Origin of the sequence: Sphingomonas sp. T1, assembly GCF_902506585.1 — a bacterium.
In the GTDB taxonomy this organism is placed as follows: Bacteria; Pseudomonadota; Alphaproteobacteria; order Sphingomonadales; family Sphingomonadaceae; genus Sphingomonas; species Sphingomonas aerolata.
On the sequence record NZ_LR733914.1, the window covers coordinates 1 to 21,645 of the forward strand.

Consider the following 21,645-nt stretch of genomic DNA (forward strand, 5'->3'; position numbering starts at 1 on the left):
CGCCTTCGCCGCAGAACTCGAAAAGCAACGGTCGGGTTTAAACCTGACCGTTGCTTCACCCGCGCTCCTGCGCGACAACAACGGTCGGTCTCTGGTCGCAGCTGGATGAAAGGCGGGGGTCACGTCACTCCCCGTCTATCACTCTGCCAACTGCTATGGCTTTTTTCATCGCCGTCGGCAGTGCCGTCCTGTTACGTCAGCGCTATTCCTGGCTTGGGCTTGTCCTTCACATTTACGGCCAGATAGCGATTTGGCTGTCGCTGTTCGTCATGTCGCTGGCGATCGTGCTCGCTGCGTTCAGCCATTGATGTTGCCGCTGTGCCTTATCCTCGGTGACAGTACGGCCGTCGGGACAGCTGACGCACTGGTCGCTCAAGGGGTTCAGTGCGCAGTGCATGCCCGAGTTGGCGCCTCGTCGACGGAAGCCCTTCGGACTTTTCGCGGTAATGCTCCGGTCGAAAGGGCGGTCATCGGGCTTGGCTCTAATGACCCGGCGAACCCACAGCTTGTTCGGAACCTAGTCGCACTCCGCCAGCGGCTATCCGCAGTCCGTGTGACCTGGCTGGCACCATATAACCCGAGCGCTGCACAAGCGACGGTAGCGATAGCTCGCTCTTTCGGAGACGACGTCGTCCACCTGTCATCAGTGGCGACACGAGACCGGGTTCATCCGGTGAGTTACCGACAGGTAGCATCATCGCTGCGCTGGTTAGGCGCTCCGATGGTATCCAGCGGTTATCGTGTCTCACCTTTGGCAACGCGGCCGCCTCCGACCCCGGCGATCCGAGAGGCCGTCGTTCTCAGTTTCTAACGCGATACGTCAATGGATTCCCGGCGACCTGCTGGGTGTGAGAGGATGAACAACGATGAGTGGCTTCGACTTCGACAAGAGTGGCACGTTCGGCAGTGAGTAAGCGCTGTTTTCAGGCCACGCGGGCGGCGTAGGCCCACGGCATGAGTTCGCCGAGGGCGTTGATGCGATGGCCGCCAGCAAGGCGCGTCAGGGTATCGGTCAGCCAGGCCTGCGGGTCGACGCGGTTGATTTTGGCGGTTTCGATGAGCGAGGCGATGACGGCCCAGTTGTCACCGCCATCGTCGGAGCCGGCAAAGAGCGCGTTCTTTCGGTTGAGGGCCAGCGGTCGGATGCTGCGCTCGACGGTGTTGGAGTCCATCTCGATGCGACCGTCGTCGATGAAGCGGCAAAGCCCGTCCCAGTGGTTCAGCGCATAGCGGATGGCCTCGGCGAGACGGCCTTTGCGACTGATCTGACCGAGCCGCATTTCGAGGACGCGGCGCAGGTCGTCGATAAGCGGGCGGCTGCGTTCCTGCCGTGCGGCACGACGTGCGTCGGCCGCCTGGCCGCGGACGTCGGCCTCCACGGCGTAGAGCTGCGCGATGCGCGCCAGCGCGTCGGTCGCGACTGGTGACGTGCCGCCAGCTGCCAGCTCGAAGAAGCGACGACGGACGTGCGCCCAGCAGAACGCCAGCTGCACCTCGCCGGTGCGCGCAAGCTTGCGGTATCCCGTATAGCCATCGACCTGCAGTACGCCGCGAAAGCCGGCGAGATGCTCGACAGGCTGCTCGGCTGTGCGGTCGGGCGCATAGCGGTAGGCGACCGCGGGCGGGTCGTTGCCGCCCCATGGTCGGTCATCGCGGGCATAGGCCCATAGCTGACCACGCTTGGTGCGGCCTCGTCCCGGGTCGAGCACCGGCGCGACGGTCTCGTCAGCGAACAGCTTGCCCGAGCGCTTGAGCGCGTCGAGCAGATGGTCGCGCAGCGGCCGCAGCCACCATGCCGCTCGTCCCGCCCAGTCGGCCAGCGTCGAACGGTCGAGTTCGACGCCTTGGCGCGCGTAGATCTGCGCCTGCCGGTACAACGGCAGGTGGTCGGCGTATTTGGACACCAGCACGTGCGCGACGAGCGCCTCACTGGGCAGGCCGCCGTCGATGATGTGGGCAGGTGCCGGCGCCTGTACGGGCGCGGCCTCGCAGCCCCGGCAGCCATAGCGCGGGCGGCGGGTAACGAGGACGCGGAAGGTCGCGGGCACCACGTCGAGCCGCTCGGAAACGTCCTCGCCGATGACGTGCAGCGCGCCTCCGCAGCAGCCGCATGCATTGTTCTCGATGTCGACGATCTGCTCGACGCGTTCCAGATGCACCGGAAGTCGACCACGGTTGATCTTGCGCCGGCGCGGCTCGCGTGGGGTGACCGCCACGGCATCCAGGCTGGCGGCGACCAGGCCAAGCGCCGTCTCGGTATCCTCGAACGCCATCTCCAGCTGCTCGTCGTCGAGCTTCTCCGAGCGTGCACCGAAGCGATGCCGGCGCAGCGCGGCGATGATGTCGTGCAGCCGGGCCAGCTCCGCCTCGGCATGGTCGTTGATGGCGCCGAGCCGCACGATCTCGGCTCGTGCATTCGTCTCGGCCGCATGCAGGGCAGCAATCTCAGCCTGGTTCTGCTCGTTGGCGGTACGCAGCGAGGCAATCTCTTCATCGTGCGACCGCAGCTGTATCATGGTCGCGACCAGCATGGCGCGCAGACCTTGCGGGTCGGATGGAAGGTCAGCCTCGAGCAGCATCGCGGGGCAGTGAATCAGGCCACCCCGGCAGCGTCAACCAGCCAGTTGCGGCGCCACAGGTTTACGGCCGCCATGAACCCGGCGCCAGTCCGCGCCCTCCAGCAGCACCGCCATCTGCGCGGCCGTGAGACGGATTACGCCGTCGCGGATACCTGGCCAGCGGAAGCAGCCCTGCTCGAGCCGTTTCGCCATCAGGCACAGCCCCGTACCGTCCCACCAGACCAGTTTTACCCGGTCCGCCTTTTTCGCCCGGAAGACGTACACCACGCCCGAGAACGGGTCGGCGCCGTAATGTGCCTTTACCAGCGCCGCGAGCGAGTCCGCGCCTTTGCGGAAGTCCACCGGCATGGTCGCCACCATGACCCGCGCATCGCTGCCCGGACCGATCAACGCGACACCTTCAAGGCGTCGATCACCGCGGCAATGACACCGGCATCCGCGCCGCGCCCGATCTTTACCGCCACGCCGTCGATCTCCAGCTCGACCATGCCATCGGCGCAAGGCCGTCTGGCACGTCGCCGCGGCGGTAGCGCAGGAACAACAACAGCCGGCGCCGGCTGCTCGATCACGGCAGGCACGAACACCGCCCCTACCGCGTCCAGGGCTTTGCGCGCTTCCCGCCGCCAGGTGAATAGCTGCGACGGACGCAGCCCGTGGCGTCTCGCCACGGCACTGACGCTCTCGAACCCGGCGTAGCTCTCCGCCATGATCCGAGCCTTGGCCTCGTCGCTCCACTCGCGACGCTGGCCAGCTCCCGTGAATACCTCGAACCGGACCGGCTTGGTGCCAGCATCATCACATGACATCGTCATGGCTGTAGGCCTTGCTGCTCTTCAGAAGGGCCGATCCGTCCCCGCTTATGACGCCCTCAGCAAGGTGTCCGCGGAACAGCGCTTACGGCAGTGAGAAAGCTGCCGACGATTATGCGAAACGTAATGACCTTAGCGTGCAGGATTACCAGATGCGGCCAGAAGGCGAGGGCGTCGAATTAGAGGTCCGTCGCTCAGCGGTCGAGGGCGAGCAGCTTCATGACACCGGCGAGGGCCGTAAGGAGGGCTTTTTCTGATCGATGTGCGACGTTTCGTTGCCAGAGGACAAAGAGGATGAGACTCTGAACAAAGTGGGTGAGACCGTCTCATCATCTTTGTCCATCGAGCTATAGCTTCAAAATCGGAACGGGCGTCACGGTGGCGTGTCCGCGGCGTCCGCAGCTTCCACAGCGCAGTCGAGTAAGCGCCAGCAGTATCTCGCCATCGAATTTGAAACGCTCGACGATCTTCACTGCCGGGAGATTGATCGTGCGTCCGCACGCGCACACGATCCGCATGTCCTCACGGGCCGCGGCCCATTCAGCAAGCGTGGTGAACTTCGACTGGTTCGATGCCGGCATCTAGCGCTCGCTGTCGATCACGATGGCGTCACTTCCTCGTAGCAGTCCGCCCGGCGTAACTGACGGACGATCCCGTTAAACGCAGCAGTCACGCCCTGGGCTCTTCCTATGTCGTTGGTTTGCGAACCGGAGTCCCAATAGAGCGCCAGCGGCCATTTTTCCGGACAGTGGGGCAGCAGGCAGCGAAGGGCGAGGCGAATCTCCGGAACGTCGACGCGGGCCTCGGCACAGCGCGCTACGCCACAGCGCAGGATATGCACCGACAGCGCGATCACGACGCGCTGATGCCTTGGCAGCTTCGACACTGGTTCAATGGAAGTCGTGCGACTTGAAGCGCACGACCTCCTCTGGATCCATGCCGTCCGCGTGCGGAGGCCAATACTGGTTACGCGGCTCCGGCTGCCAGCCCTTGTCACCGCGATCGGGTGAGCCGGGATGCTGGCCAGCGTCGCCGCGGCCGGTTTTGTGCGGGAATGACATGTCGCCAACCCGGTGGAGCAGGTCGCCGTGGTCAATGATCCGGTTGCAGATCACATGGATGATCTCGCCTTCCTTCTGGACCTGCCCCTTCATGCCGACCATTGAGGCGGACATGATCGTGCGGCGCTGCGCCTCGAACCGGTCTGGCCAGAGGATGCCGTTGGCGATGCCGGTCTCGTCCTCGATGGTGATAAACAGCACCCCCTTGGCGGAGCCCGGCTTCTGGCGAACCAGGACGATGCCGGCGACCTCGACGTGACGGCCGTCGCGGATGCCGGCGAGATCAGCGCACCTGGTGACGCCGCGCCTGGTCAACTCTTCGCGCACGAAGGTCAGCGGGTGGGCACGAAGTGACAGCTGCAGTGCCCGGTAGTCCTCGATCACCTCACGACCGTCGGTCAGTGGCCGCAGCGCCACGTCCGGCTCGACACCTTCAGCGCTAAAGGTCTCGGCGCAGCGATCGGCCGCAGCGAAGAGCGGCAGCGGCGCTTCGCCCAAGCCACGTACCTTCCACAGACCCTGCCGGCGATCGACGCTGAAGCTGTGAAAGGCATCGCCATCCGCCAGCTTCTCGATAGAGGCGCGCTGCACCCCCGATCGCCGCCAGACGTCCTCCACGCTTTCAAATGCCGTGGTTGTGCGTGCGCCGACGATCTTGGCCCCGTCGGCGTTCGACAGGCCGCGTATCTGCCGCAGGCCCAGACGCACGGCGAGGTAGCGCCCCGCCATTGCGTTCCAGCGTGCAATCCCAGCGACTGGCGTTGACGCAAGGTGGCCGCACCTCGACGCCGTGGTCGCGCGCGTCGCGGACGATCTGCGCTGGCGCGTAGAAGCCCATCGGCTGCGCGTTCATGAGTGCCGCACAGAAGACGTCAGGATGATGATGCTTCATCCACGAGGACGCGTAGGAGATTTTGGCGAAGCTCGCCGCATGGCTCTCCGGGAAACCGTAGGACCCGAACCCCTCGAGCTGGCGGAAGGTGCGCTCGGCGAACTCGCGAGGATAGCCCCGCTCCACCATGCCCTCGATCAACTTCTCGCTAAAATGAGAGACGCCGCCCGTGAATTTGAAGGTGGCCATTGCCCTTCGCAGCTGGTCCGCTTCGGCGGGCGTGAAGCCGGCTCCGACGATCGCGACCTTCATGGCTTGTTCCTGGAACAGGGGCACGCCGAGCGTCTTCTCCAGCACGGCGCGTAGTTCCGGCCGGGGGTATTCCGGCTTCTCCAGCCCTTCGCGCCGGCGCAGATACGGATGGACCATGTCGCCTTGGATCGGGCCTGGCCGCACGATCGCCACCTGAATCACGAGGTCGTAGAAGCGCCTTGGCTTCATGCGGGGCAGCATGCTCATCTGCGCCCGGCTCTCGATCTGGAATGTGCCGAGCGTGTCTGCCTTTGAAATCATGGCGTAGACGTCGGGATCGTCGTCCTGCAGGTCCGCTAGCCCGACGCGGAGCCCCTTATCCGCCTCCAGCATGTTGAAGGCTCGGTTCATGCAGCCAAGCATGCCCAATCCCAGGACGTCGACCTTCATGAATTTCAGCGCATCGATGTCGTCCTTATCCCACTCGATGATCTGACGGTCTTCCATCGCAGCTGGCTCAATCGGAACCAGGTCGTCGAGCCGGTCATGCGTCAGCACGAAGCCGCCTGGGTGCTGAGACATGTGCCTCGGAACGCCAATCAGCTTGCGCGCAAGGTCCAGCGTCAGGCGTAGTCGACGATCGCCGATATCGAGGTTCAGCTCCTCGACCTGCTTCTCGCCCACACCGTCCGCCGACCAGCCCCAGACCAAGCCGGCGAGCGATGATGTTAGATCCTCCGGGAGTCCTAGTGCTTTACCCACGTCGCGCACGGCACCGCGCGCGCGGTAGCGGGTGACGACGGCCGTCAGTGCGGAGTGATTGCGGCCGTAGGTCTCATAGATCCACTGGATGATCTCTTCGCGGCGCTCGTGCTCAAAGTCGACGTCGATATCGGGCGGCTCACGACGCTCGCCTGAGACAAAACGCTCGAAGAGCAACTCGTGCTTGATCGGGTCGATCGACGTCACGCCAAGCACGAAACAGACGCAGCTATTGGCGGCTGAACCGCGCCCCTGGCACAGGATGCCTCGCCGGCGCGCTTCACGCACGATCGCGTACACCGTCAGGAAGTAGGGCGCGTAGCCAAGCTCACCGATCAGCCTCATCTCATGGGTAATCTGGTCGGTATAAGCCTGCGGCACGTTGCCATCGAACATCCGGTCGACAGCTTCATCCGCCAAGCGCTGCAGTGCTTCGTGAGCGGTCAGCCCGTCGATGAGCTTCTCGTGCGGGTATTGGTACTGTAGCTCGCCGAGGTCGAACGTGCAGATGCGCGAGATGTCGACGCTGGCCTGCAGCGCGTCCGGGTAGGCCCGGAAGCGTCGAACCATCTCGTCGGGTGACTTCAGCGCGCGATCGGCGTTGACCTCGCGCCGGTAGCCGAGCTCATCGACGGTGCATTTCTCGCGCACGGCCGTCACCACGTCCTGCAGCAGTCGTGCCTCGGGCGCATGGTAGAGCACGTCGCCGGTGACGACCGCCCGCACGCCAGCACCGCCCGCCTGACGCGCCAAGGCATCGATCCGCACTGCATCCCCCGGCCGACGTCGTTGGAATAGCGCCATGTAGCCGCGCCGGCCGTAGATCGCCTTCAGGTCCCTCAGCGCGGCAAGGTTCTCCTCGTCTGCCTCATGGGGCAGCAGGATCGCCACGACGCCTTCGGACCATGGTTCAAGGTCGTGCCAGTGGAGGAGGCATCCGCCCTTCCCTGCCCGCTTCTTCCCCACGGTCAGCAGTCGCGTGATGCGCGACCAGGCGGGGCGGTTGGTGGGATAGAGCAGCAGGCGACGGCCGCAGGATAGATCAACCCGCGTTCCTGCGATCGAGCGGACGCCTGTGGCTTTCTGCGCCTCCCACGCGCGCACGACGCCGGCAACAGTGCCGATGTCGCTGACGCCGATCGCTGGATATCCAAGCAAGGCCGCAGCCGCGAACAGCTCTTCGGGGCTGGACGCGCCGCGGAGCAGTGAGAAGTGCGTCAGCACCTGAAGCTCGACATAGTGGGTCATCCGAAGACCCCGTGCATCCACCACGACAGGTCGCCGGTATCATCCTCGAACCCGTCACCGCGGCGGAACACCCAATACCGGCCGCCCGCATCGTCCTCGACCCGGTAATAGTCACGGACCGCCCATATCTCCGCGTCGCGCCGCCACCATTCGCCGTGAACGCGCTCGGGGCCGTCGCCGGCGACGACCTTGTAGACCGTTCCCCGCCACTCGAAGCGTCGCGGTGGCTGGTCGGGCATCAGTGCGATAACCCGGTGCAGTGGTTCTGGACGCGCGAAAAGACGCACTGGACGTTGCCAAGCGGGCCAATCACCCGGCAGGACATTGGGGTCGGAGTGGGCGACGGCCCGCTCCGGCACATGGCTCTCCACCGGGGCAATGCGGAAGACAGACTGCATCCCGATCCGACCTGCGATCACGTCGACCAGGCGTGCGGGATCGCGCACCAGCGTTTCGCCTGCCAGCACAGCGCCAAGATCAACCGCATCGAGCGGTTCGGTATGGGGCGCTACCATCGTAAATTGCTCGAGTCCCCAACCAGGGTCGATGCGCTCGATACGCAGCTTTAGCAGTCGCAGCAGGTGCGAAACCTCCCGCGTCGGCCGCGATGTGCCGATTGCGACAACCTGTTCTGTGCCGTCGACGCGCATTCCCGTCAGGCGCAGCGATCGAGCACCGAGTCCCCTCCCCTGCAACACCTCGGCAAGGTCCCCCAAAAGATCCGACATGACCTTCTCGATTGCTTCAGCCGTGCTGATCGGTTCAAGCAGTCGGCGTTCAACCGCTGGCACTTCGGGGTCATCTCGCGGTGTGATAGGCTCGGCGATACCGCCTAGCGCCTGATCGAGACGCGTGATCGCCGGCAAACCAAGCCGACGTGCGAGCGGCCCGCGCGCGACCGGTAGGAGATCCGCGATGCGTTCAAAGCCAAATTTGCGCGCGGCAGACAGCGCGGTCGGCGCCAGGCGCAGCGCCGCGATCGGCAAAGAGCTGATTGCCTCGACCGTGCCGTGTGGATCGACGCGCGTCAGCTCGCCTTTCCCGAACCGAGCCAGGGCGTGTGCGGCACCTGGCGTATCAGCGACAGCCACCCGAGCGGTGAAGCCTGCCCGCCTGCAGAAGGCCAGAAGGCGGCGACAGAAGCTCTCCTCTCCGCCGTGGAGATGATCGCAGCCGGCGAGGTCGATCCAAAGGCCATCCATCGGCGTCACCGCGGCGACCGGCGACCAGCGCCGGACCGCTAGTAGTGCAAGGCGATCGAGCAACGCCGCGTCTGCTTCGGGTTCGGCCGGACGGAAATCGAGATCCGACACAAGCGCGCGAGCATGGGTCGCTGCCATGCCGGCATGGATACCCAACGCCTGCGCGCCTGTGCAGGCGGCGACCACCTCCTCGCGACGACCGATCTTACCGATCAGCGCAAGCGGCGCGTGATCGACGAGTGTTGCTGCGACCGGCGCGCTTCGCTTGGTGAGCGCAGCCGCCTTGTAGGGGTGGCTCGCCGCCTCCGACCGTCTGCCGAGCTCGCGCATGGGTGGCTGTGCGTGGACAGGCAGCGACGCAATTTGTGCCTCCACCTCTTCACGCGATTGCGCGCTGGTCCGCGCCCAACGGGCGCCAGGACGCCAACCGCCGCCCCGCGGCACCGAACAGGCGCCGGGATCGTCGTCGACCGGTAACTGGAGGGGCGGGCGCTCAGGCGGCCGCGAAGCGGGCCGTTCCAACCGTCTCAGCCGTTCGATGGCCAAGTTCGGCAGGAACAGCGAGACAACCCGTCTCATCGCTGGCCTCCAATATCAGGGAAAAGCCCTCACCTCCGCGCTGTCGCGCGAGTTCGATCGACCACCGCGCTCTTCCTACACCCGCGACATCCAACCGCGCCGAAGGCGCGGAGCCGATCCGCCAGCGCGTCCACGCGGCAGATGGTTCGGCGAATGGATCCTCGTCGCGTTTGCGTCGACGGCGCATCAGCAAGATGGGCATATCGGCTTCAGCCGCCACCAGCTGCAGGCGGCGCGTGGCAACCATAGATACCTTACTCGCGTCCGCGACTATCGCCGACGGCGTGCCGTCGCGCGCAGCGTCCTCGATCACGGCGAGTAGCGTGGCATCGTCGGGTGTGTGCGCGTAGATGACGCTTGCAGCCGTGAGGCCCGCCTGAGCCAGCCCCGGTGCGTAGATATCGGGGCGGCAGCTTGCCCAAAGCACCAGCCCGCCGGCGTTCGCCGCTTCACGCGCCGCAATCCAGGCCAGGAACAGCGTCGTCGCCGCGTCGTCGACCAATGCCCCGGATTGGGCGGTCGCTTCGTGCAGCGCTCCGGCACGTAGCCCCCCTGCCCCGAGCCGATTGTCTAGCTCATCAATGCCGAACGGCAGCACACGATAGTCCGTGACCGGCGTGGCGATCGTCCGGAGATGCGCTATGCTTGGCGCGAAGGAATCGAGGGCGGCGGACATCGTGTTCTAAGACTCTACTCGTTCCCTTTATGTTCCGTTAATGCGGTCAATTGGTCAAGCGCCGATCGTCTCAGCTCGTCGCTTGCAAACAGAACGCAGGCGATACGAAGCGGCAACAGACAGTGAAATTCCGCTTTCCAAGACCGGTCGCGTGACTCATAGAAATGTGATGCCGATCCGCGCCGAAAACCGCTGGCTCTACCCGATCGACTGGCAGCAGCTGTCAGGCACGATCCGGTTCGAGCGCGCTGGCAGGCGCTGCGAGCAATGCCGTCGGCCGCACCTTCGGCGCGTCGCGCATCTTGGCGATGGACGCTGGTGGGATGCGGAGTCGTCGTGCTGGCGATCAGACCAAGGCAAGCGTGTTTCGATGAAGGCCGGGTTTACGCTGGCGAGTGTGCGGATGACCTATGTCGTGCTGGCATGCGCGCACCTCGACCATGACCCGGGAAACAGCGCTCCCGCTAACCTGCGGGCTCTCTGCCAACGCTGCCACATGATCCATGATGCAGCCGAGCACCGCTGGCAGCGCTGGTGGAATGTGTTTCGGGTCCGCGCCCTGCGCGACCTGTACGAGGATCCACGCATCACCCGCGAGCGACGCGCTACGCGCTAGAGGTCGATGTTCCGGCTCTTCATGGCGTCAGCCGCCAGGTCGGCGATCGGCCCTACCCCGCCGACTGCCTCATAGATCACGGTAACGTCGTGGTCCTCGAGCTTGTCGATCATCAGCGCAACCGCCCGGGCATTCGCGTCGTCCAGCACGGTCTTGGTGTCGTCGCTCGTCATGGGTAAGGATCCCGATCGTTTTCCTAGGGAGCATGAATAGCATGAACATCAGTGAGCTGGCCAAGGGCGTCGCAACGTCGACGGGTTCGAGCGAGGCCGACGCCAAGAAGGCGATCACGGCGGTTTTCGATCAGATCGCCGACGCGGCAGCGAAGGGCGACGAGGTTTCCATTCCTGGGTTCGGTAAGTTCGCCGTCAAGGATCGGCCGGAGCGTCAGGGCCGCAACCCGGCGACCGGTGAGGCCATGACGATCGCGGCGTCGAAGAAGGTGTCGTTCACGGCCGCGAAGGGCTTGAAGGACAGGCTCTGACGAACATGCGCCGGCGATCGATCGCCGGCGCCGACAGGAGGCGTGGATGTGCAATCGGTATAGGCTGACGGCGAAGCAGGCCGAGGTAGCTGCGACGTTCGGCATCCGCCCGCCCTATGAGGTCGACGAGACGTTTCCGGCCGGTGATATCTTCCTCCGGATCGATCGAGGGTCGACCGCTCGCGCTGTAGCTCGCTGCCAGCGCCTCACGCACGAAGCCGAGGTCCAGCACGCCGTCGATGCGCCGGAGAAGGTGGTCGGCAGGCACATGATCGTCGAGCCGGAAACCGTAGAACAGCGCGCCTTGCGCCACCTGCCGACCCATCATGTCCATACTCCCGCCGCCTGGCAGGAGTGAATCACGCCTTCCTCGTCGTCGCAAGCACGCGTTTTTCAACAGTCTCGGTCCGGTTATGACACCAGCAGCGTTACGGGCTAGAAGACGAAATAGGAAACGTGGCGGCGTGATCAGTCGGGGATCAGTGCCCAACCACGCAGCTGCAACGTCGCCATAGTCGTCAGCGCTGACACGTCGGTTTCGACACCCTTTTCTACGGTAGCGGGGTCGATCCCGTTTCCAATTAGAGCCTGGCTACATACCCGAACGGACACGCCCGCCTTTTTCAACGCCTCAATCAAGGCACGGTTGGGGTTCGCAGCTACTCCCGTCTTTGTCGCATAAGCGCGATCTTCGGTAACGATGGGCGTCGCCGGACCGTGGACAATCACGACGACATCGCCATGTTCTGGACGAACGCCATCGTTGCCCAGCAGGTTCAAGAAGCGGGCGACCTTCTCCAGCGATGGATTGATTTTATCCGGCGTTGCCGCGGCCTTGGTTACATTGAACAGCACGCGATAGCGCAACTTGCGATCAGGCCGTTCCACAGCACCTTCGATGGGTGTGATCGCGCCATATCCCGGTATCACCGCCTGCCTAGGCACGCCGGCTGAAGCACTGACGCTGCTCATGAGTGACAAGCATCCTGCAAGAGCAATGATTGGCATACGCATCCGCTTTTTCCTTCTCAGCCGAAATGATCAGCCAACTCTCGCAAAAACTGCCGCACCGATGTTTTGCGGTCGAACCACGGACGGCGTCTCGCGCGGCCGCACTGGGCGGGGGGCCGGGGCCGTTTGGGGAACCGACAGGTCGTCGGCTCCGAACATCGCCTCCAGGGTTCGTACGCACAGTGCGGCTGTCTCGTCGGCAAGACGGTAGTAAACCTGTTTGGCCTCCCGCCTGGTCTTAACGAGATCGGCGCGCCGCAGCTCGGCAAGCTGCTGGCTGAGCGCTGGTTGGGTCACGCCCGTGGCGGTCTCGATGTCCGCCACCTGCCGTTCGCCGCCCAACAGATAGGACAGGATCATAAGCCGCTGAGGCTGCGCGAACACGCGCAGCTTCTCGACTGCAACGTCGGCGATCGCGCGGGACTGATACATCGCCGTCACCGGTCAGCCTTCGTTTGGTGAAACCAGTCGGCGCCTGCGTTCCCTGGCAAAGCGGGAGGCAGGAGCACGTCGTCGCCCGGCTGCCAGTCAGCGGGCGTATAAGCCTCGCCATCGGCCGAACGCTGCAACGCCCTGACCGTGCGAAGCATCTCGCCGACCGAACGCCCGACATTCATCGGATACCAGCTGAGTGCGCGGATAATGCCTTCGGGATCAATGAAGTAGGTCGCACGCACGGTTGAGGCATCGCCGGCCTGCTCGTCGAGCATGCCGTAGGCATACCCAACCGCCATCGAAGGATCCTCGATTACCGGAAACGACACCTCGACACCAAAAACTTCGTGGATCGCGCGAAGCCAGGCGACATGAGAGTAGAGGCTGTCGACCGACAGCCCCAACAATACGCAATCCAGCGCCTCGAATTGAGGGGCTGCTTTAGCCAAGGCCACGAACTCGCTCGTGCAAACCGGCGTGAAGTCGGCAGGGTGCGAGAAGAACACAACCCAGCGCCCACGATACTGATCGAGCGCAATTTCGCCCTGCGTGGTGCGGGCGGTGAAGTTCGGGGCTGCATCCCCGATGCGCAGCGAGCGCGGCATGTTCGCATCCATCTTTTCCATTCTTCTTAAATGGCACGAACACCCCGTTGACGCAATGCTGTTACATAACTACATAAACCGTGAGGTTGACTAAATGGAGACGGTCATGGACCCGGTTTTGAGCGAAGCCAACGCCCAGATCAGACGCGCAAAAGCGGCCGGATCGCCGGTCGTTCAGTCCTTTTTCGATGAACCTACCAACACAGCGACCTACGTCGTTTGGGACGCGGCAACGAAAAAGGCTGCGATCGTCGACAGCGTCCTCGATTTTGACGCCGCGGCGGGCCGGACCAAAACCGCGTCGGCGGACGCAGTGATCGCTTACGTGCGGGATCAGGGACTGACGGTCGATTGGCTGCTGGAAACCCATGCACATGCCGATCACCTGTCTGCGGCACCGTATCTTCAGCAGGCGCTTGGCGGGCAGCTCGCGATCGGTCGTGAGATCATCCGGGTCCAGAACGTATTTGGCAAAATCTTCAACGCCGGCACCGATTTTGAGCGCGACGGTTCCGAGTTCGACCGGCTGTTCGAGGACGGCGACCGCTTTGCCATCGGCAACATGGACGCCATTGCGCTGCATGTGCCCGGCCATACGCCGGCGGACATGGCCTATGTCATTGGCGACGCGGTCTTCACTGGGGATACGCTCTTCATGCCCGATTACGGCACCGCGCGGGCGGACTTTCCTGGTGGCGACGCACGCCAGCTATTCCGCTCGATCCGCCGGCTCATGCAGCTGCCGGACGAGACGCGCCTGTTCCTCTGCCACGACTACAAGGCGGTGGGGCGCGACGAATATGTCTGGGAAACGACTGTAGGCGCGCAGCGTGTCGGCAACGTCCATGTCCATGAAGGGGTCAGCGAAGACGACTTCGTCGCGATGCGGACCAGTCGCGACGCGACCTTGTCGATGCCCAAGCTCATCCTGCCCTCGATCCAGGTGAACATGCGCGGTGGTCATCTGCCGGAGCCGGAAGTCAACGGCACCCGCTACCTCAAGATTCCGCTGGATGCGCTGTGATGCCGGGCTTTTCCCATGCCATGCCATTCGAAGGCTTCATCGGCGGGCTGATGATCGGTGTCGCCGCGGCGATCATGCTGCTCGGAAACGGCCGCATCGCCGGAGTCAGCGGCATGTTCGCGAGGGTTTTGGGTCTTTCCGCTGGAGGCCCACCATGGGCAATCGCGCTGTTTTTCACCGCAGGTCTGCCTTTGGGCGCGGGTATTGTTGCAGCCAGCTTAGGCGTGAAGGCCAGCTTTCCGACATCGCTTTCGCTGATCGCCGTCGCCGGTCTGATCGTCGGTATCGGAACACGGCTCGGGTCCGGGTGCACCAGTGGTCACGGCGTATGCGGCCTGTCTCGCCTGTCGCCCCGGTCCATCGCCGCGACCGCTACGTTCATGGCAACCGGCGTCGTCACGGTCACGATTATGCGTCTGTCCGGGGTACTACAGTGATGCGCCAGAACCTCATTTCACTCGCCAGCGGGACGTTGTTCGGCGCCGGCCTTGTTGTCTCCGGAATGATCGATCCGGCGCGCGTACGGGCGTTCCTCGATGTCACCGGCGCGTGGGACCCAACCCTGGCGTTCGTCATGGCAGGCGCTATCCTGCCGATGGCGATAGCATGGTTTGTCGTGCGGCGTCGCTCGACCCCGATTGCGGCTGAACAGTTTTATACGCCAGCCACCTCGCCGATCGACCGGCACCTCATCGGCGGTGCGGCCTTGTTCGGCATAGGCTGGGGCATCGTCGGATTGTGCCCAGGTCCTGCCATTGCCGCACTGGCGATCCAGCCTCTGCCGGCACTGATCTTCATCGCTGCAATGGCCCTCGGCGCTGCCGTCCACCGCTTTGCATTCACTTACCGCCGTTCGGCCTGATCAGACAGGAGACATCACATGGCTTTCAAGCAGATCACCTCGTCCTTCTCTGCCGCCCCCCAGCTGACGCACGCCGACCTCGCCGCTGCCGCGCAGGCAGGATATCGCTCGATCATCTCAAGCCGCCCGGACGGCGAGGAGGCGGGCCAGCCAAGCGCGGAAGTAATGGCTCGATTGGCCAGCGAACACGGGCTCGCGTTTGCGCATGTTCCAATCGTACCGGGCAAGGCCACTGACGCCGATGCGGATCGCATGAAGGAGGCGCTGGCCACGCTGCCACAGCCGACGCTCGGCTTCTGCCGTAGCGGGACGCGCGCGGCGACATTGTGGGCATTGGCCGAGGCCGATCGCGCCGACCCGACGACGATCATCGGCCAGGCAAAGGCAGCCGGGTACGACCTTGCCGATCTGACGCCTGCGCTGAAGCGCCGTTCCGAGAGGGTGGATCAATGACCTACGACATCGTCATCATTGGGGGCGGTGCCGCCGGCGTCGCGACCGCCTCCAGCATTCTGAAGCGCAACGCCAAGGTGACGATCGCGGTCGTCGATCCCGCCACGGACCACTATTACCAGCCTGGTTGGACGATGGTCGGAGCCGGCGTCTTCACGCCCGAGCAAACCCGGAAGGCCGAAGCCGATGTGATGCCTAAGGGCGTCCGGTGGATACGGTTGCCCGCGATCACCATCGACCCCGACCGCCACGCGATCCAGTTCGGAGACGGAAGCTCCATCGATTATCACGTCCTGATTGTAGCGCCCGGGCTGCGCTTGGCGTGGGAGAAGATCGAGGGGCTACCAGAAGCCCTTGGCCGCAACGGTGTCACCTCAAACTATCGCTATGACCTGGCGCCCTACACCTATCGGCTCGCCAAGGAATTGCAGCGGGGGCGTGCGCTGTTTTCGCAGCCACCAATGCCGATCAAGTGCGCCGGCGCACCGCAAAAGGCCATGTATCTCTCATGTGATATCTGGCGAGGCTGCGGCGTCCTCCCCGCGATCGATGTTGAGTTCCACAACGCCGGCGCCGCCCTGTTCGGGATTCCGACCTACGTCCCGGCGCTGATGGAATATGTCGAGAAGTACGGCATCGATCTCAGGCTTGAATCCAACCTTGTCGCAGTCGACGCCGATCGTCGTGTCGCCACGTTCGAGCGCAAGCAGGACGGCGTCTCCGAGAGGATCGAACGCCCGTTTGACATGCTCCACGTCGTTCCGCCCCAAGTGTCGCATGCCGTCGTCGCCAATAGCCCGCTCGCGGCCGCGAACGGCTTCGTCGAGGTCGACGAGACTACGCTGCGGCACAAGCGATTTGAAAACGTCTTTGGCCTTGGCGATGCCGCTGGCACCAGCAACGCCAAGACGGCCGCTGCTGCTCGCGTCCAGGCGCCGGTAGTCGCGGTCAACGCGCTGGCCGCGCTCGACGGCAGCCCACCCGTTGCCGACTATAATGGTTACGGCTCATGCCCTCTCACGGTCGAACGCGGTAAGATCGTCCTCGCCGAGTTTGGCTATGGCGGAAAGCTGCTGCCCAGCTTCCCATCCTGGCTGCTGGACGGAACGCGACCCACGCGCGCCGCCTGGTTCCTGAAGGAGCGGATGCTTCCCCCGATCTATTGGCAGGGCATGCTGAAGGGCCGCGAGTGGATGGCCGCCCCGCATGAAATCGGCGAGGCAGCATGACTCTCGAACCGATCCAGTATCTGCTTGGCACCCTTTCGGGCAGCCTGGTCGGATTTACCCTTGGCCTTGTAGGAGGCGGGGGCTCGATCCTTGCCGTACCGCTGATGGTGTATCTGGTGCGCGTGCCCGATGCACACCTTGCAATCGGCACAAGTGCGTTTGCCGTGGCAGCCAATGCCGCGACCGGTCTGATCGGCCATGCCAAGGCTCATACCGTAAAATGGCGGTGGGGGGGCATGTATGCCACAGCGGGCGTCATCGGTGCGCTGCTAGGGTCCACCGTCGGCAAGGCCGTCGATGGCGGCAAGCTGCTCTTTCTGTTCGCGCTCGTCATGGTCGTCGTCGGCGTCCTGATGCTTCGCGGGCGGGGTGACGCAGGTAATCCCGGCGCGGAATGTAACCGGGAGAAGGCACCCAAGGTGCTGGGCTACGGCCTTGGAACCGGCTTGTTCTCAGGGTTCTTCGGCATCGGAGGTGGCTTTCTGATCGTTCCGGGCCTGATCGGATCGACGGGTATGCCGATCCTCAACGCTGTCGGCACATCGTTGATTGCTGTCGCCGCCTTCGGCCTGACGACCGCTGCTAATTATGCATTCTCCGGACTGGTCGACTGGCCGCTTGCCTTCGTCTTCATTGGCGGCGGGGTTGTCGGCGGGTTGATCGGCACACGCATCGCCAAGCGCCTTGGCTCGGGCGGAACGCTTACCACCGTCTTCGCGGCGCTGATCTTCGTCGTGGCAGCTTACATGCTCTGGAAGAGCGCAGGCGCGTTTCTCTGATGGGAACCGCGATTGCCATCGGACCGCTCATGATGGCGGTTGATCGCGGACTGGCGGTGCTATGCATCGCCGTGTTCCTGGGGCTCACGACCGTGGCAGGGCGGTTCCGCTTCCCGCAAGTGTCTACGGTTACGACCGGTGCCATCGTCGCTGGACTGGTGGCGGCGCGGATCGGCTATGTCGCGGCACATTGGGCGCGCTATGTCGAAGCGCCGCTATCCATTTTCGCCGTCTGGCAGGGTGGCTTCTCTGCGATGGCCGGCATCGTTGGTGCTGCCGCAACGCTGGCCTTCCAGCTTGGCCGAACACGCGCCTTGGCGGTGGGCTGGGGGGCGTTGGCAATAGCGGGTGGCCTGTGGTTCACGCTCCAGGCGCTTATCCCGCCCGTGACCTATGGCCCCTTCCCCTATCATTTAACGTTGACGACGCCGTCCGGCGCTCCTCTCCCGCTTGCACGTTTCCGAGGCCGCCCCTTCGTGGTCAATCTATGGGCGACATGGTGCGGGCCGTGCCGGCGCGAGCTGCCGATGCTCGACGCCGCGGCAACGCGCAATCGGGATGTGCCGATCCTGCTCGCCGATCAGGGTGAGTCACCAGCAATCGTCACCGGGTTTCTTACCCGTGAAGGCATCGGCGTGAACAATGTCGCGCTCGATCCTTCCCGTAGGCTTTCTCAAGCCTTCGAGGTGGCTGGTTATCCCGCAACCGCCTTCGTCGCTGCGGACGGCACGATCATGCAGCTTCAGTTCGGCGAGCTGTCGCGCGCCGCCCTCGCCGATGGGATCGATATGGCAAGGAAACACCGATGAACCGACGCAACCTTCTCTGTCGCAGCTTTCTGGCCTTGCTCGCCGTCGCCGTGCCGACAATGCCAGCAGTCGCGCAGCAACCCGATCTGTCGCGCAAGGCGGTCGTGGACGATCCCGTTGCTCCGAAGCGTGCCGGCTTAGCCTATGACGTCACCGTTGTTGAGTTTTTCGACTACAACTGCCCCTATTGCCGGCGAATGGAGCCGGTGCTGAACGCGCTCGTCGCGGCCGACCCTAAGGTTCGGATCGTCTATCGCGACTGGCCGATTTTCGGCCCTGCATCCCGGGAGGCCGCACGGGCTGCGGTCGCAAGCCAATGGCAGGGCAAACATGCCGCCTTTCATGAGACGCTGCTGACCTCGCCCGCACGGCTCGATAGCGCCGGGGTCAAGGCCGCTGCCGCGAAAGCCAAGGTGGACTGGCCACGTCTGCAACGCGACCTGAAGACGCGCGGTGCAGAGATCGATGCGCTCCTCGCACGCACCAACGCTATCGCTCGAGCGATCGGGTTCAACGGAACACCGGCGCTGATCGTCGGCTCGCAAGTGGTGGCCGGCGCGGTTGATCTGCCGACGCTACGCCGGCTTGTCGCAACGGCGCGCAGCAAGCCTCAGGTGCATTAAATATGCCAGAGCCGCTCAATCGCAGGCAGGCAGTCGGGCTTGGAGCCGTCGTCGTGACTGGCTGGGCAGTCGGACAGGTGCTGCGACGCACAGCGCCGATCGGTCGCGACGTTGGTCCGACCGCTGACCAGATTCTGGCAGGCAGCGGTTCGCCTGAATACGGCCCTGCCAATGCAACGCTGCGACTTGCCGTGTTCACCGATTATCGTTGCCCGGCCTGTCGTCACGCCTTCCCCGCAATGGAAGAGGCGGTGCAACACGATGGCAAGGTTCGGGTTATCTACAAGGACTGGCCGATCTTCGGTCCGCCGTCCGAACGCGCTGCGAGCGTTGCACTCGCCTGTGCCGAACAGGGCATCTACCCAGCCGTTCATCGCCAGCTGATGACCGACAGTCGTATGATCGACGACGACATGCTCAGGGACATTGTCAACGGCGCTGGCGGGGACTGGCTGCGCGCGACGACCTGGCTTGCTGCGCATGGACAGGCTGTCGCGGCACGCCTGCGGGCGAACGGCCGAGAGGCCTATTCGATCGGTTTGGCCGGCACCCCGGGCTTTCTTGCCGGACGCATGCTGGTGATGGGCGCAATCGAAGCGGGTGATTTTGAACGGTTGTTCGCGCGGGCGCGGACGGAAAGCTAACAGAGCGAGAGGATGAAAACATGATCGAGTATGAGCACGATGGCATGACCGTTGCGTCGCTCCATGACGAACACACTGGTAGCTTCCAATATGTTGTCATCGACGAGACCACGGAGACGGCTGCGATCATCGACCCGGTCCTGGATTTTGATCCGCGCGCCGGTGTGACCGCGACCCGCAACGCCGATCTGATCCTCGACTATGTACGTGAGAAGGGGCTGACTGTTGAATGGGTGCTCGACACCCACCCCCATGCCGATCACTTCTCAGCGGCTCCGTACCTCGCCAGCAAGACCGGTGGCAAAACCGCGATCGGCAACAAGGTCGTGGAAGTGCAGAAGCTGTGGCGGGACATTTACTGCCTGCCCGATCTCGCCGTGGACGGCACCCAGTGGGACCAATTGTTTGCGGATGGCGAGCGTTTCCGGATCGGCACCCTCGATGCTCATGTCATGCTGTCGCCGGGCCATACGCTCGCTTCGATCACTTATGTCGTCGGTGACGCCGCGTTCGTTCACGACACGCTGATGGTCCCCGATAGCGGCACAAGCCGGGCAGACTTCCCGGGTGGTGATGCTCATGCGCTGTGGCGCTCGATCCGCGCCATCCTCGATCTGCCACCCGAAACCGCAACCTATGTCGGGCATGACTATGGCAAGGATGGCCGGGACGTACTCTGTCACTCGACCGTCGCCGATCAGCATCGCGACAACGTCCATGTTCACGATGGCATCGACGAGGCCGAGTTCGTCGCAACCCGTGAGAAACGCGACGCATCCCTCCCACTACCCGACCTGATGCTCACCGCGCTTCAGGTGAACATACGTGGCGGCCGACTGCCAGATGCCGACGAATGTGGGACGGCGTTTCTCAAAGTGCCTTTGAACCGGTTTGGGCCTGCTGTCTCGTAACTTGGGCCAAGCTAAAGCGGCTTACATTTTCGGTGTCAGGACCGACCGGGACCGTTGTAAAGATCTGACCTTCGCCTGATCGTCTCTATTGAGATGGTTCAGGAACGTCTGGTTTGGCGCATCGCCGTTTGCATGACCCGCTGACGCGGGCTCACCTGACCGGTCGCGCCTTCGCCTTCAGGCAAACAGCCCTCCTCGGTCAGGTTCAGCAACTCGAGTATTGAGGCTCCCGTAGCAAAGTAGCGCAAATGCCCCGGCGCTGGATGCCCCGCCCCTAACGTTTTAAGGCCGTAGACATTGGTCAGGTTCGAGACACTTTCGGCTTTTGAAACGAAACTAGGGCTAGTCGCAAGCGATAATTCTGCCATCTTTCGCACATGATAATTCTGTACAGCGTACTTGCGGTCGTCTGGGGCCTCCCAATTGCTATCATACTGGCAACCTCAGTCGGCTATGGCGTTTCCCCTCGCTTCGCTCAATTTATGCGAACACATCTAGGGTTCTGACAACGGCATCACGTGCCGTGAGTCAGGTTATCGATAATGCACGACGACATCGGCTGTCTGTTTTTGCGTCGACTTGGGAAACAGCCGTTCTGGCTGTACCGCGGAAACGCTCAGTCCGCCTGCCGGAGCTGTAGAGCAGACCGTTCAGACACACGGACCGGCGTTTAGAGCGGGCAGGTCTGTGCAGGCAGCAGCGGGGCAATTTTTGCTCGAGTTAAAAACGGCCTGTATCACCGCGAGATTGCAATTCTGAAATGCGCTTGCGACGTAGACGGCTCTCTGCGAGGCAGACCTAAGAGCCCGCTGACCCAAGACAGTGAGAGCTCGGCATCCCGCTCGCGACATCAAGCGTGTCACACAAGCGGGCGGGGTGCTTTACGAATATTCAACTATCAAGCGCTTAGCCAGCAACCGAGGCTTTGGCCTTCAGTACTGCGTACCCTTTTAGCGCCTCGCCATGTTTCTTCACACGGACATGCGGGGCGCTTTCGCTTAATCGAATTAGCACGTGCGGCCATTAACACCTTCTTTACCATAAGGTTTTATCTAGGATCGTCTTCAAGAGATTCGTCGAGCGCTCGTGCATTGATGATTACTATCAATGAGGTGCAGCATGAATGCCTCCCACCGATCGAACTTCCCTGTGGCACACTC

The 21,645-nt window shown here is 63.5% G+C and carries 25 protein-coding genes and 2 pseudogenes; 13 read left to right on the forward strand and 14 right to left on the reverse strand.

What is annotated here, in order from left to right; all coding sequences use genetic code 11:
- The first annotated feature begins 155 nt into the window (after positions 1-155).
- Positions 156-308 carry a hypothetical protein gene (locus tag GV027_RS20815; RefSeq protein WP_159513486.1) on the forward strand — a complete coding sequence of 51 codons (153 nt, stop codon included), beginning with the start codon at positions 156-158 and terminating at the stop codon, positions 306-308.
- A gap of 615 nt (positions 309-923) precedes the next feature.
- Here the strand turns inward: GV027_RS20815 and tnpC are convergent.
- The 8 genes and pseudogenes from tnpC to GV027_RS20855 form a co-directional block, all read right to left on the reverse strand.
- Positions 924-2,531, reverse strand: a complete 1,608-nt coding sequence (gene tnpC / locus GV027_RS20820; RefSeq protein WP_443029580.1) for an IS66 family transposase — start codon at positions 2,529-2,531, stop codon at positions 924-926.
- Positions 2,532-2,612: 81 nt separating this feature from the next.
- Entirely contained in the window at positions 2,613-2,969 is a 357-nt protein-coding gene (gene tnpB, locus GV027_RS20825; protein ID WP_159513487.1) for an IS66 family insertion sequence element accessory protein TnpB, read from the reverse strand.
- Positions 2,966-3,391: an IS66-like element accessory protein TnpA gene (tnpA, locus tag GV027_RS20830; protein ID WP_159513488.1), complete on the reverse strand. Its 426-nt coding sequence runs from the start codon at positions 3,389-3,391 to the stop codon at positions 2,966-2,968. Before tnpA ends, tnpB begins: the two co-directional genes overlap by 4 nt.
- Before the next feature lie 344 nt (positions 3,392-3,735).
- Positions 3,736-3,969, reverse strand: a complete 234-nt coding sequence (locus GV027_RS20835) for a hypothetical protein (RefSeq protein WP_159513489.1) — start codon at positions 3,967-3,969, stop codon at positions 3,736-3,738.
- A gap of 17 nt (positions 3,970-3,986) precedes the next feature.
- Positions 3,987-4,244: a hypothetical protein gene (locus GV027_RS20840; RefSeq protein WP_236559444.1), complete on the reverse strand. Its 258-nt coding sequence runs from the start codon at positions 4,242-4,244 to the stop codon at positions 3,987-3,989.
- 34 nt (positions 4,245-4,278) lie between these two features.
- Positions 4,279-7,543 (reverse strand): annotated as a pseudogene (locus tag GV027_RS20845) (error-prone DNA polymerase).
- On the reverse strand, positions 7,540-9,075 hold the full coding sequence (locus tag GV027_RS20850; protein ID WP_159513491.1) for a Y-family DNA polymerase: 1,536 nt from the start codon (positions 9,073-9,075) through the stop codon (positions 7,540-7,542). Before GV027_RS20850 ends, GV027_RS20845 begins: the two are co-directional and overlap by 4 nt.
- Before the next feature lie 163 nt (positions 9,076-9,238).
- Positions 9,239-10,000, reverse strand: coding sequence for an ImuA family protein (locus tag GV027_RS20855; protein WP_201302733.1), 762 nt, complete (start codon positions 9,998-10,000; stop codon positions 9,239-9,241).
- Positions 10,001-10,169: 169 nt separating this feature from the next.
- On the opposite strand from GV027_RS20855, the gene GV027_RS20860 reads away from it, so the two are divergent.
- The gene (locus GV027_RS20860) at positions 10,170-10,616 is read left to right on the forward strand and encodes a hypothetical protein (RefSeq protein WP_159513492.1); all 447 of its coding nucleotides are present in this window, start codon (positions 10,170-10,172) and stop codon (positions 10,614-10,616) included.
- Here the strand turns inward: GV027_RS20860 and GV027_RS21325 are convergent.
- Positions 10,613-10,789 carry a hypothetical protein gene (locus tag GV027_RS21325; RefSeq protein ID WP_201302734.1) on the reverse strand — a complete coding sequence of 59 codons (177 nt, stop codon included), beginning with the start codon at positions 10,787-10,789 and terminating at the stop codon, positions 10,613-10,615. The two genes, GV027_RS20860 and GV027_RS21325, sit on opposite strands and share 4 nt — an antisense overlap.
- A 41-nt stretch (positions 10,790-10,830) precedes the next feature.
- Here GV027_RS21325 and GV027_RS20865 point away from each other — a divergent pair, with 41 nt between their 5' ends.
- Positions 10,831-11,100: an HU family DNA-binding protein gene (locus tag GV027_RS20865; protein ID WP_159513493.1), complete on the forward strand. Its 270-nt coding sequence runs from the start codon at positions 10,831-10,833 to the stop codon at positions 11,098-11,100.
- A gap of 154 nt (positions 11,101-11,254) precedes the next feature.
- Here the strand turns inward: GV027_RS20865 and GV027_RS20870 are convergent.
- From GV027_RS20870 to GV027_RS20885, 4 genes and pseudogenes are all read right to left on the reverse strand, one after another.
- Positions 11,255-11,428 (reverse strand): annotated as a pseudogene (locus GV027_RS20870) (IS1182 family transposase); the annotation flags it as partial.
- Between the two features lie 140 nt (positions 11,429-11,568).
- Positions 11,569-12,114: a DsrE family protein gene (locus GV027_RS20875; RefSeq protein ID WP_443029576.1), complete on the reverse strand. Its 546-nt coding sequence runs from the start codon at positions 12,112-12,114 to the stop codon at positions 11,569-11,571.
- A gap of 27 nt (positions 12,115-12,141) precedes the next feature.
- Positions 12,142-12,552: an ArsR/SmtB family transcription factor gene (locus GV027_RS20880; RefSeq protein WP_159513494.1), complete on the reverse strand. Its 411-nt coding sequence runs from the start codon at positions 12,550-12,552 to the stop codon at positions 12,142-12,144.
- A complete protein-coding gene (locus tag GV027_RS20885; protein ID WP_159513495.1) occupies positions 12,549-13,172 on the reverse strand; it encodes a peroxiredoxin in 624 nt (207 codons plus the stop codon). The genes GV027_RS20880 and GV027_RS20885 overlap by 4 nt, the downstream gene beginning before the upstream one ends.
- Positions 13,173-13,245: 73 nt before the next feature.
- Here GV027_RS20885 and GV027_RS20890 point away from each other — a divergent pair, with 73 nt between their 5' ends.
- From GV027_RS20890 to GV027_RS20935, 10 genes are read left to right on the forward strand one after another with little or no spacing between them, the layout of a single operon-like run.
- Positions 13,246-14,175 carry an MBL fold metallo-hydrolase gene (locus GV027_RS20890; RefSeq protein WP_201302735.1) on the forward strand — a complete coding sequence of 310 codons (930 nt, stop codon included), beginning with the start codon at positions 13,246-13,248 and terminating at the stop codon, positions 14,173-14,175.
- Entirely contained in the window at positions 14,175-14,612 is a 438-nt protein-coding gene (locus GV027_RS20895; RefSeq protein WP_201302736.1) for a YeeE/YedE family protein, read from the forward strand. The genes GV027_RS20890 and GV027_RS20895 overlap by 1 nt, the downstream gene beginning before the upstream one ends.
- On the forward strand, positions 14,612-15,037 hold the full coding sequence (locus GV027_RS20900) for a DUF6691 family protein (RefSeq protein ID WP_159513497.1): 426 nt from the start codon (positions 14,612-14,614) through the stop codon (positions 15,035-15,037). Before GV027_RS20895 ends, GV027_RS20900 begins: the two co-directional genes overlap by 1 nt.
- Before the next feature lie 18 nt (positions 15,038-15,055).
- Complete coding sequence (locus tag GV027_RS20905) at positions 15,056-15,490, forward strand: TIGR01244 family sulfur transferase (RefSeq protein ID WP_159513498.1); 435 nt, start codon at positions 15,056-15,058, stop codon at positions 15,488-15,490.
- The gene (locus GV027_RS20910) at positions 15,487-16,719 is read left to right on the forward strand and encodes an NAD(P)/FAD-dependent oxidoreductase (protein ID WP_159513499.1); all 1,233 of its coding nucleotides are present in this window, start codon (positions 15,487-15,489) and stop codon (positions 16,717-16,719) included. Before GV027_RS20905 ends, GV027_RS20910 begins: the two co-directional genes overlap by 4 nt.
- Positions 16,716-17,498, forward strand: a complete 783-nt coding sequence (locus tag GV027_RS20915) for a sulfite exporter TauE/SafE family protein (protein WP_159513500.1) — start codon at positions 16,716-16,718, stop codon at positions 17,496-17,498. Before GV027_RS20910 ends, GV027_RS20915 begins: the two co-directional genes overlap by 4 nt.
- A gap of 32 nt (positions 17,499-17,530) precedes the next feature.
- Positions 17,531-18,307, forward strand: a complete 777-nt coding sequence (locus tag GV027_RS20920; protein WP_236559455.1) for a TlpA disulfide reductase family protein — start codon at positions 17,531-17,533, stop codon at positions 18,305-18,307.
- On the forward strand, positions 18,304-18,930 hold the full coding sequence (locus GV027_RS20925) for a DsbA family protein (protein WP_159513502.1): 627 nt from the start codon (positions 18,304-18,306) through the stop codon (positions 18,928-18,930). The genes GV027_RS20920 and GV027_RS20925 overlap by 4 nt, the downstream gene beginning before the upstream one ends.
- Before the next feature lie 53 nt (positions 18,931-18,983).
- Positions 18,984-19,574 (forward strand): DsbA family protein, encoded by a 591-nt coding sequence (locus GV027_RS20930; protein WP_236559445.1) that lies wholly within the window; start codon positions 18,984-18,986, stop codon positions 19,572-19,574.
- 20 nt (positions 19,575-19,594) lie between these two features.
- Positions 19,595-20,485 carry an MBL fold metallo-hydrolase gene (locus GV027_RS20935; RefSeq protein WP_159513504.1) on the forward strand — a complete coding sequence of 297 codons (891 nt, stop codon included), beginning with the start codon at positions 19,595-19,597 and terminating at the stop codon, positions 20,483-20,485.
- 98 nt (positions 20,486-20,583) lie between these two features.
- Here GV027_RS20935 and GV027_RS20940 read toward each other — a convergent pair whose 3' ends face one another.
- Entirely contained in the window at positions 20,584-20,853 is a 270-nt protein-coding gene (locus GV027_RS20940) for a hypothetical protein (protein ID WP_159513505.1), read from the reverse strand.
- Between the last annotated feature and the right edge of the window lie 792 nt (positions 20,854-21,645).

What these genes read in the sequence shown, in the direction of transcription:
- tnpA (WP_159513488.1), bottom strand. Translation starts at nt 3,391, where the DNA reads ATGACGATGTCATGTGATGATGCTGGCACCAAGCCGGTCCGGTTCGAG.
- GV027_RS20920 (WP_236559455.1), top strand. Translation starts at nt 17,531, where the DNA reads ATGGCGGTTGATCGCGGACTGGCGGTGCTATGCATCGCCGTGTTCCTG.
- GV027_RS20850 (WP_159513491.1), bottom strand. Translation starts at nt 9,075, where the DNA reads ATGCGCGAGCTCGGCAGACGGTCGGAGGCGGCGAGCCACCCCTACAAG.
- GV027_RS20900 (WP_159513497.1), top strand. Translation starts at nt 14,612, where the DNA reads ATGCGCCAGAACCTCATTTCACTCGCCAGCGGGACGTTGTTCGGCGCC.
- GV027_RS20875 (WP_443029576.1), bottom strand. Translation starts at nt 12,114, where the DNA reads ATGCGTATGCCAATCATTGCTCTTGCAGGATGCTTGTCACTCATGAGC.
- GV027_RS20890 (WP_201302735.1), top strand. Translation starts at nt 13,246, where the DNA reads ATGGAGACGGTCATGGACCCGGTTTTGAGCGAAGCCAACGCCCAGATC.
- GV027_RS21325 (WP_201302734.1), bottom strand. Translation starts at nt 10,789, where the DNA reads ATGACGAGCGACGACACCAAGACCGTGCTGGACGACGCGAATGCCCGG.
- GV027_RS20895 (WP_201302736.1), top strand. Translation starts at nt 14,175, where the DNA reads ATGCCGGGCTTTTCCCATGCCATGCCATTCGAAGGCTTCATCGGCGGG.
- GV027_RS20925 (WP_159513502.1), top strand. Translation starts at nt 18,304, where the DNA reads ATGAACCGACGCAACCTTCTCTGTCGCAGCTTTCTGGCCTTGCTCGCC.
- GV027_RS20885 (WP_159513495.1), bottom strand. Translation starts at nt 13,172, where the DNA reads ATGGAAAAGATGGATGCGAACATGCCGCGCTCGCTGCGCATCGGGGAT.
- GV027_RS20935 (WP_159513504.1), top strand. Translation starts at nt 19,595, where the DNA reads ATGATCGAGTATGAGCACGATGGCATGACCGTTGCGTCGCTCCATGAC.
- GV027_RS20835 (WP_159513489.1), bottom strand. Translation starts at nt 3,969, where the DNA reads ATGCCGGCATCGAACCAGTCGAAGTTCACCACGCTTGCTGAATGGGCC.
- GV027_RS20910 (WP_159513499.1), top strand. Translation starts at nt 15,487, where the DNA reads ATGACCTACGACATCGTCATCATTGGGGGCGGTGCCGCCGGCGTCGCG.
- GV027_RS20905 (WP_159513498.1), top strand. Translation starts at nt 15,056, where the DNA reads ATGGCTTTCAAGCAGATCACCTCGTCCTTCTCTGCCGCCCCCCAGCTG.
- GV027_RS20865 (WP_159513493.1), top strand. Translation starts at nt 10,831, where the DNA reads ATGAACATCAGTGAGCTGGCCAAGGGCGTCGCAACGTCGACGGGTTCG.
- GV027_RS20940 (WP_159513505.1), bottom strand. Translation starts at nt 20,853, where the DNA reads ATGGCAGAATTATCGCTTGCGACTAGCCCTAGTTTCGTTTCAAAAGCC.
- GV027_RS20860 (WP_159513492.1), top strand. Translation starts at nt 10,170, where the DNA reads ATGCCGATCCGCGCCGAAAACCGCTGGCTCTACCCGATCGACTGGCAG.
- GV027_RS20915 (WP_159513500.1), top strand. Translation starts at nt 16,716, where the DNA reads ATGACTCTCGAACCGATCCAGTATCTGCTTGGCACCCTTTCGGGCAGC.
- GV027_RS20815 (WP_159513486.1), top strand. Translation starts at nt 156, where the DNA reads ATGGCTTTTTTCATCGCCGTCGGCAGTGCCGTCCTGTTACGTCAGCGC.
- GV027_RS20855 (WP_201302733.1), bottom strand. Translation starts at nt 10,000, where the DNA reads ATGTCCGCCGCCCTCGATTCCTTCGCGCCAAGCATAGCGCATCTCCGG.
- tnpC (WP_443029580.1), bottom strand. Translation starts at nt 2,531, where the DNA reads ATGCTGGTCGCGACCATGATACAGCTGCGGTCGCACGATGAAGAGATT.